At 71.4% G+C, this 6646-nt stretch carries 4 protein-coding genes; 2 read left to right on the top strand and 2 right to left on the bottom strand.

What is annotated here, in order from left to right; translation table 11 throughout:
• Positions 1-163: 163 nt before the first annotated feature.
• Positions 164-514, bottom strand: coding sequence for an ArsC family reductase (locus tag GVN67_RS27515; RefSeq protein ID WP_160000508.1), 351 nt, complete (start codon positions 512-514; stop codon positions 164-166).
• Between the two features lie 32 nt (positions 515-546).
• Positions 547-1428 (bottom strand): alpha/beta hydrolase, encoded by an 882-nt coding sequence (locus GVN67_RS27510; RefSeq protein WP_200845421.1) that lies wholly within the window; start codon positions 1426-1428, stop codon positions 547-549.
• A 105-nt stretch (positions 1429-1533) separates the two neighbouring features.
• Between GVN67_RS27510 and GVN67_RS27505 the strand changes: the two genes are divergently transcribed.
• Positions 1534-4875 (top strand): molybdopterin-dependent oxidoreductase, encoded by a 3342-nt coding sequence (locus GVN67_RS27505; protein ID WP_160000507.1) that lies wholly within the window; start codon positions 1534-1536, stop codon positions 4873-4875.
• 106 nt (positions 4876-4981) lie between these two features.
• Complete coding sequence (locus tag GVN67_RS27500; protein WP_160000506.1) at positions 4982-6421, top strand: short-chain fatty acid transporter; 1440 nt, start codon at positions 4982-4984, stop codon at positions 6419-6421.
• Positions 6422-6646: the final 225 nt, after the last annotated feature.

Here is a 6646-nt window from a genome sequence, read left to right as displayed (position 1 = left end):
AAGGCGAGATCCGTGCGACTTGCGCCTCCGTCAGCCAGAATAAGTCCGCCATGGCAGCACCTCCGGCTGCCATGGAATCACAGCTCCATCAGAGCGCAAGGGCAGATTTAATAGGTCCTGAGCCTAGACCGAGTTGGCTTCGGCCTTCCGAAGGCAACTCGGTCTAGCGGCCGAGGAAGGCGGCGTAGGCCTCGGGCTTGAAGCCGAGCAGGCGGCGCGACCCGTCGACCAGCATCGGCCGCTTGATCATCGAGGGCTGCTCGACCATCAGGGCGATGGCGCGCGGCTGGTCCAGCCCGTCACGGGCGGCCTCGGGCAGCTTGCGGAAAGTGGTGCCGGCGCGGTTCAGCACCGCCTCCCAGCCGAATTCCGCGCACCAGGCCTCGAGCGTCGCGGCATCGATGCCGGCGGTCTTGTAGTCATGGAAAGAATAATCGATGCCGGCGGCCTCCAGCCAGGTCCGGGCCTTCTTCACCGTGTCGCAGTTCTTGATGCCATGGACGGTGATCGACATGCGCGGCTCCGTTGTTCTGTCAGCTTCGGGGATTAGCCTTCCGCGGGCGGCGCGCCCAGCCCCCCGCTTCCCAGTCCCATGAAGGCCAGCACGTCGCGCCGCACCGGCGCCAGGAAGCGCAGCGGCCCGGCCAGCGCGCCCAGGATCGCGGCATGGCCGATCTGCGGATACAGCCGCATCTCCACCGGCCCGCCGGCGGCGGCGATGCGCGCGGCCAGGCTTTCGGCATTGCGTGGCCGCACCGTCTCGTCGGCCAGGCCCTGCAGCAGCAGCATCGGCGGATTGTCGCCGGCGACATGGTTGATCGGCTGGCCGACGGCCGGGTCCGGCGCGAAGATCGCTTCCAGCTCCTCGTCGCGCAGCGGCAGAAAGTCGTAGGGCCCGGCCAGGCCGATGGCGCCGGCCAGGTCGCGCCGCGGGTTGCGCCCGACCGCCTGCAGCCAGCGCGGCTGCAGCGCCAGCATGGCGACGTTGTAGGCGCCGGCCGAATGGCCCAGCAGCCAGACGCCGCCGGCACCCAGCTGCGCCCGCCGGTCGCAGGCCCAGCCGGTGGCCAGGGCGCTGTCCTCCAGGAAGGCCGGGAAGCGCACGCCGGGGAACAGCCGGTAATCCGGGATGGCGACGAAGCAGCCGGCCTCGGCCAGGCTGGCGGCCACGAAGCGGTACATCGCCCGCTCGCCATCGGTCCAGTTGCCGCCATAGAAGAACACCACCAGGGGCGCGCCGGGGCGCGGCGCCAGCGGGCGGTACAGGTCCAGACGGTGCCGCGGCAGCGGGCCATAGGCCAGGCCCTTCTCCCGCGGGATATCCGGCGACGCCCGGTTCAGCAGCGCCGCCGGCGCGCAGCCCGCCGCCAGCAGCGCCGCCCCCGCCGCCAGCCAGCCGCGCCGTCCGACGTTGTTCCGCGCGCTCACGCTGGTCGCATCCTGCCGCGTCTCCGGTGCCTGTTCCCGGGTTCAACGCGGCGGCGGGCCGTCCGGCTGCGCGCGGCATTGCGCGGCGGCGCCAGGGGGCGGAAAATGGCGCGGTCGCTCGCTTGCCCCGGAGACCCGCGCCTGACCCAGATCCCCGGCTACTGCACCCTTTGCCGCTCGCGCTGCGGCACCTGGAACACGGTCGAGCAGGGCCGGCTGGTCAAGGTCGCGCCGCGGCCCGAGCATCCGACCGGCCGCGCCCTCTGCGCCAAGGGGCGGGCGGCGCCCGAGATCGCCCATGCCTCGCGCCGGCTGGCGACGCCGCTGCGCCGCACCCAGCCGAAGGGCGCCGTGGATCCCGGCTGGGTGCCGGTCAGCTGGGACGAGGCGCTTTCCGAGGTGGCGCAGAAGCTGGGCCGGTTCCGCGTGGAAAGCGGCGCCGAGAGCGTGGCCTTCGCGGTGACCTCGCCCTCGGGCACGCCGATCTCGGATGCCATCGACTGGGTCGAGCGCTTCATCCGGGTCTTCGGCAGCCCGAACACCGTCTATGCCACCGAGATCTGCAACTGGCACAAGGACCACGCCCACGCGCTGACGCTGGGCGCCGCCATCGGCACCCCCGACTACGCGAACGCCGAGCTTGTCCTGCTGTGGGGCCACAACCCTTCGAATGCCTGGCTGGCGGAAGCCGGGGAAATCGCCGAGGGCCGTCGCCGCGGCGCCAAGCTGATGGTGGTGGACCCGCGCCGCAACGCCCATGCCGCCGGCGCCGACCGCTGGCTGCGGCTGCGCCCGGGGACGGATGCGGCGCTGGCCTTGGGGTTGATCCGCCTGCTGATCGCCGACGGCTTCGACGAGGCTTTCGTCCGCGCCTGGACCGATGCGCCCTTCCTGGTGCGGGAAGATGGCGGCGGGCTGTTGCGCGCCGGCGCCCTGGGGCTTGACGGCCCGGCCGAGGCGCCGGTGGTGCTGGTCGATGGCGTGCCGCGCGCCTATGACGCGGCCGCCTTCGCCGGTGGCCATCCGCCTGAGGCGCTGGCGCTGCGTGGCGCGGTCACGCTCGGCGGGATCGCCTGCCGCCCCGTGCTGGACCGCCTGGCCGAGGCCGTCGCCGCCTGGACCCCCGAGGCGGTCGAGGCCACCACCGGCATCCCGGCGGAAGAAGTCCGCGCCGCCGCGACCGAAATCCGCGCGGCGAAGCGCATCGCCTATTACTGCTGGACCGGCGTCGGCCAGAGCGCCAATGCCACCCAGACCGACCGCGCCATCGCCATCCTCTATGCGCTGACCGGCAGCCTGGACCGGGTGGGCGGCAACCGCCACTACACCCGCCAGCCGGTGCGCGGCGTGGCGGACCACGGGCTGCTGCCGCCGGGCCAGGCGCAGAAGGCGCTGGGATTGGCGGAACGCCCGCTGGGCCCCGCCGCCCGCGGCTGGGTCACGGCAGAAGACCTGCGCCGGGCGATATTGCAGGAAGAACCCTATCGTGTGCGGGCGCTGGTCAGCTTCGGCGCCAATCTGCTGGTGTCGCAGGCCGATCCGGAGGGGTCGGCGGCGGCGCTGGCGGCGCTGGATTTCCACGTCCATTGCGACCTGTTCGAAAATCCGACCGCGCGCTACGCCGACCTGCTGCTGCCGGTGAACAGCCCCTGGGAGCATGAAGGCCTGCGCGTCGGCTTCGAGATCGATGCCGCCGCCGAGGAGCTGGTGCAGCTGCGCCCGCGCATGGTGCCGCCCTTCGCCCAGTCGCGCTCCGACATGGAGGTGGTCTTCGACCTGGCCTGCCGTCTCGGCCATGGGGAAGAGTTCTTCGGCGGCAGCCCGGAGGCCGGCTGGAACCACATCCTGGAGCCCACCGGCCTGACGGTGGAAAAGCTGCGCGCGGCGCCCGAGGGCATCCGCTTGCCGCTGCGCCAGGTCGAACAAAAATTTGCCGAGCGGCTGGCGAGCGGGCAGCCCGCCTTCGCCACGCCGTCCCAGCGCATCGAGATCTTCTCCGAGCGCCTGCTGCGCATCGGCCAGCAGCCCTTGCCGCTGCATGTCGACCCGCCGGCGACCGACGAAACATTCCCGCTCAGCCTGACCACGGCGAAGAGCGGCTATTACTGCCACAGCCAGCATCGCGGCATCGCCTCGCTGCGCCGCCGCGCGCCGGACCCGATGGTGGAGCTGCATCCCGATCTTGCGGCCCGGCATGGGGTGGCGGAAGGCGGCTGGCTGCGGCTGGCGACGCGGGCCGGCAGCGCGCGGTTCAAGGCGCGCTTCAGCGCGGCGCTGGCGCCCGATGTGCTGGTCGCCGATTACGGCTGGTGGGAGGCGTGCGACGATCTCGGCCTGCCCGCCGAGCGCGGCAGCAACTACAACACGCTGATCGACACGAAGCAGGTCGACCCGATCAGCGGCTCGGTCGCGCATCGCGGCTTTCCCTGCGCCATCGCCGCCCTGCCCGACCCGGCCCCCGCCTGGACCGGCTTCCGCCCGATGCGGGTGGTGGCGCGGCGGGAGGAGACGGCGGAGGTGGTCTCGCTGCACCTGGCGCCCGTCGAAGGCGCCCCCCTGCCCGGCTTCCGCGCCGGCCAGCACCTGACCCTGAAGCTCGGCGAGGCCGGGCCGCTGCGCGCCTATTCGCTCTCGGCCGCGCCGGGCGAGGCCTTCCGCGTCAGCATCCGCCGGCAGTCGGGCGCCGGCTCGACGCGCTTCACCGCCTTGCCGCCGGGCGCGACCCTGCTGGCCAGCGCGCCCTCGGGGCGCTTCGTCCTGCCAGTGGCGCATCCCAACCCGGTGGTGATGGTCGCCGCCGGCATCGGCATCACGCCCTTCATCGGCTATCTGGAGGCGCTGCTGACCGCGCCGCGGACGCCGCCCGCGGTGCTGCTGCTCTACGGCAACCGCGACGGCCAGAGCCACGCCTTCCGCGAGCGGCTGCAGGCCATCGCCACGCTGCTGCCGCAGGTCGCGCTGGTCGAGCGCTACAGCCGGCCGCGGCCGGGCGATGCCGGCGCCCCGGGCCGCATCGGCGCCGCCGATATTCCCCAGGCGATGATCGATGCCCGCGCCCGTTTCTTCCTGTGCGGCCCGCCGGAGATGCTGAGCGCGATGCGCGCCGGGCTGGAAGCGCGCGGCGTCCCCGGCTTCGAGATTTTTGCGGAAAGCTTCGTCAGCGCCGAAGGCAACGCGACGGCCGCGCCCACGACGCCACGCGACGTCACCTTCGCGCAGTCGGGCAAAAAGCTGCGCTGGACGCCGGAGGCGGGGACCTTGCTGGAGCTCGCCGAGGCCGCTGGCCTGTCGCTGCCCAGCGGCTGCCGCACCGGGCAATGCGAAAGCTGCGCGGTCGCCGTGCTGGAAGGCCAGGCGCATCACCGCGTGCCGCCGGTCGAGGACGACCCCGGCACCTGCCTGACCTGCCAGGCGCTGCCTTTCACCGATCTGACCCTCGACGCCTGAGGAATTCCCGGTCAAAGGGCTGGACAACGGGGCGCGCTTCGCGTGCCCTGCCGCACAACAAGATGCACACGGTCCGCCGCCAGCTAAGATCGAGGAGTTCCAAGTGATGTCCCCTGACCAACGGACCGGGTCGGACAACGACAAGCAGAGCGGCATGGCGCGCCTGGCGCTGCGCTTCACCGCCTGGGCCGAGAAATGGTTCCCCGACACCTTCGTCTTCGCTGCCATCGCCGTGGTCTTCGTCGCGGCCGCGGCGCTGGTGAACGGGTCCACCCCCGTCGCGGTGACCAAGGCCTTCGGCGACGGCTTCTGGAGCCTGATCGTCTTCTCCATGCAGATGGCCTTCGTCGCCATCACCGGCTATGTCGTCGCCACCTCGCCGCCGGCCGCGCGCCTGATCACCCGGCTGGCGATGATGCCGCAGACCGGGCCGGGCGCCATCGCCTTCATCGCCTTCGTCAGCATGTCGGCCTCCTTCCTGAACTGGGGCCTCAGCCTGGTGTTCAGCGGCCTGCTCGCCCGCGCCATGGCGACGCGGACCGGGCTGCAGATGGATTATCGCGCGGCGGGTGCTGCCGGCTATCTCGGCCTCGGCGCCACCTGGGCGCTGGGCCTGTCGTCGTCGGCGGCGCAGCTGCAGGCCAATCCGGCCAGCCTGCCGCCGGCGCTGCTGAAGATCACCGGCGTGCTGCCCTTCAGCGAGACCATCTTCCTGTGGCAGTCGATCGTCATGGCCGCCGTGCTGATGGTGGTCTCCATCGTGGTCAGCTGGATGTCGGCGCCGAAGGGCGACCAGGCGATGACGGCGCAGAAGATGGGCATCGAGCCCGGCGTGCCGGTGGGCACCCTGCCGCCGCGCTCGCGCCCCGGCGAATGGATGGAATACAGCCCCTTCCTGACCGTGGTGCTGGTGGTGATGACCCTCGGCTGGATGCTGCAGGAGTTCACCCGCGTCGGTGCCGTGGTCGCCATCTCGGGGCTGAACACCTACAACCTTCTGTTCCTGATGCTGGGGCTGCTGCTGCACTGGCGGCCGCGCTCCTTCCTGGATGCGGTGGCGCGCGCGGTGCCGGCGACGACCGGCGTGCTGATCCAGTTCCCGCTCTACGGCTCGATCGCCGCGATCATGACCAATGCCAAGGGCTGGGGCGGCGTCAGCCTGTCCGACCGCATCGCGCATCTCTTCGTCAGCTTCAACACGGCGGAGACCTTCCCCGTGGTGATGGGCATCTACTCCGCCGTGCTGGGCTTCTTCATCCCCTCGGGCGGCGGCAAGTGGATCATCGAGGCCCCCTACGTCATGCAGGCGGCCAATGAGCTGCAGGTGCATCTGGGCTGGGCGGTGCAGGTCTACAACGCGGCGGAAGCGCTGCCGAACCTGATCAACCCCTTCTGGATGCTGCCGCTGCTGGGCGTGCTGTCGCTGAAGGCGCGCGATATCGTCGGCTTCAGCTTCCTGCAGCTGCTGGTGCACACGCCGCTGGTGCTGTTCATGCTGTGGTTCCTCGGCCGCACGCTGACCTATGTCGCGCCGGTGATGCCGTAAGCTTTTCCACCAGGCGGGCGCTTCTTCCGGGGCGCCCGCCTGGCCCGCCTGCAAACGGCGCCGGCGGGCGCCGATCTTGCTTGCTGCCGGCCGGGCGCTGTGTCACCGGATGCAGATGCGCTGCCCTGCCACCCTTCCCGACCTGACCGGCACCTGTCTCTTATACACATCTGACGCTGCCGACGACTTAATAGGTGTAGATCTCGGTGGTCGCCGTATCATTAA

The organism is Roseomonas sp. 18066 (assembly GCF_902706185.1).
Lineage (GTDB): Bacteria > Pseudomonadota > Alphaproteobacteria > Acetobacterales > Acetobacteraceae > Pseudoroseomonas.
This window is presented reverse-complemented; position numbering and strand designations above follow the sequence as displayed.

Coding starts and splice junctions, on each gene's coding strand:
- GVN67_RS27515 (WP_160000508.1), bottom strand. CDS start 514: ATGTCGATCACCGTCCATGGCATCAAGAACTGCGACACGGTGAAGAAG.
- GVN67_RS27505 (WP_160000507.1), top strand. CDS start 1,534: ATGGCGCGGTCGCTCGCTTGCCCCGGAGACCCGCGCCTGACCCAGATC.
- GVN67_RS27500 (WP_160000506.1), top strand. CDS start 4,982: ATGTCCCCTGACCAACGGACCGGGTCGGACAACGACAAGCAGAGCGGC.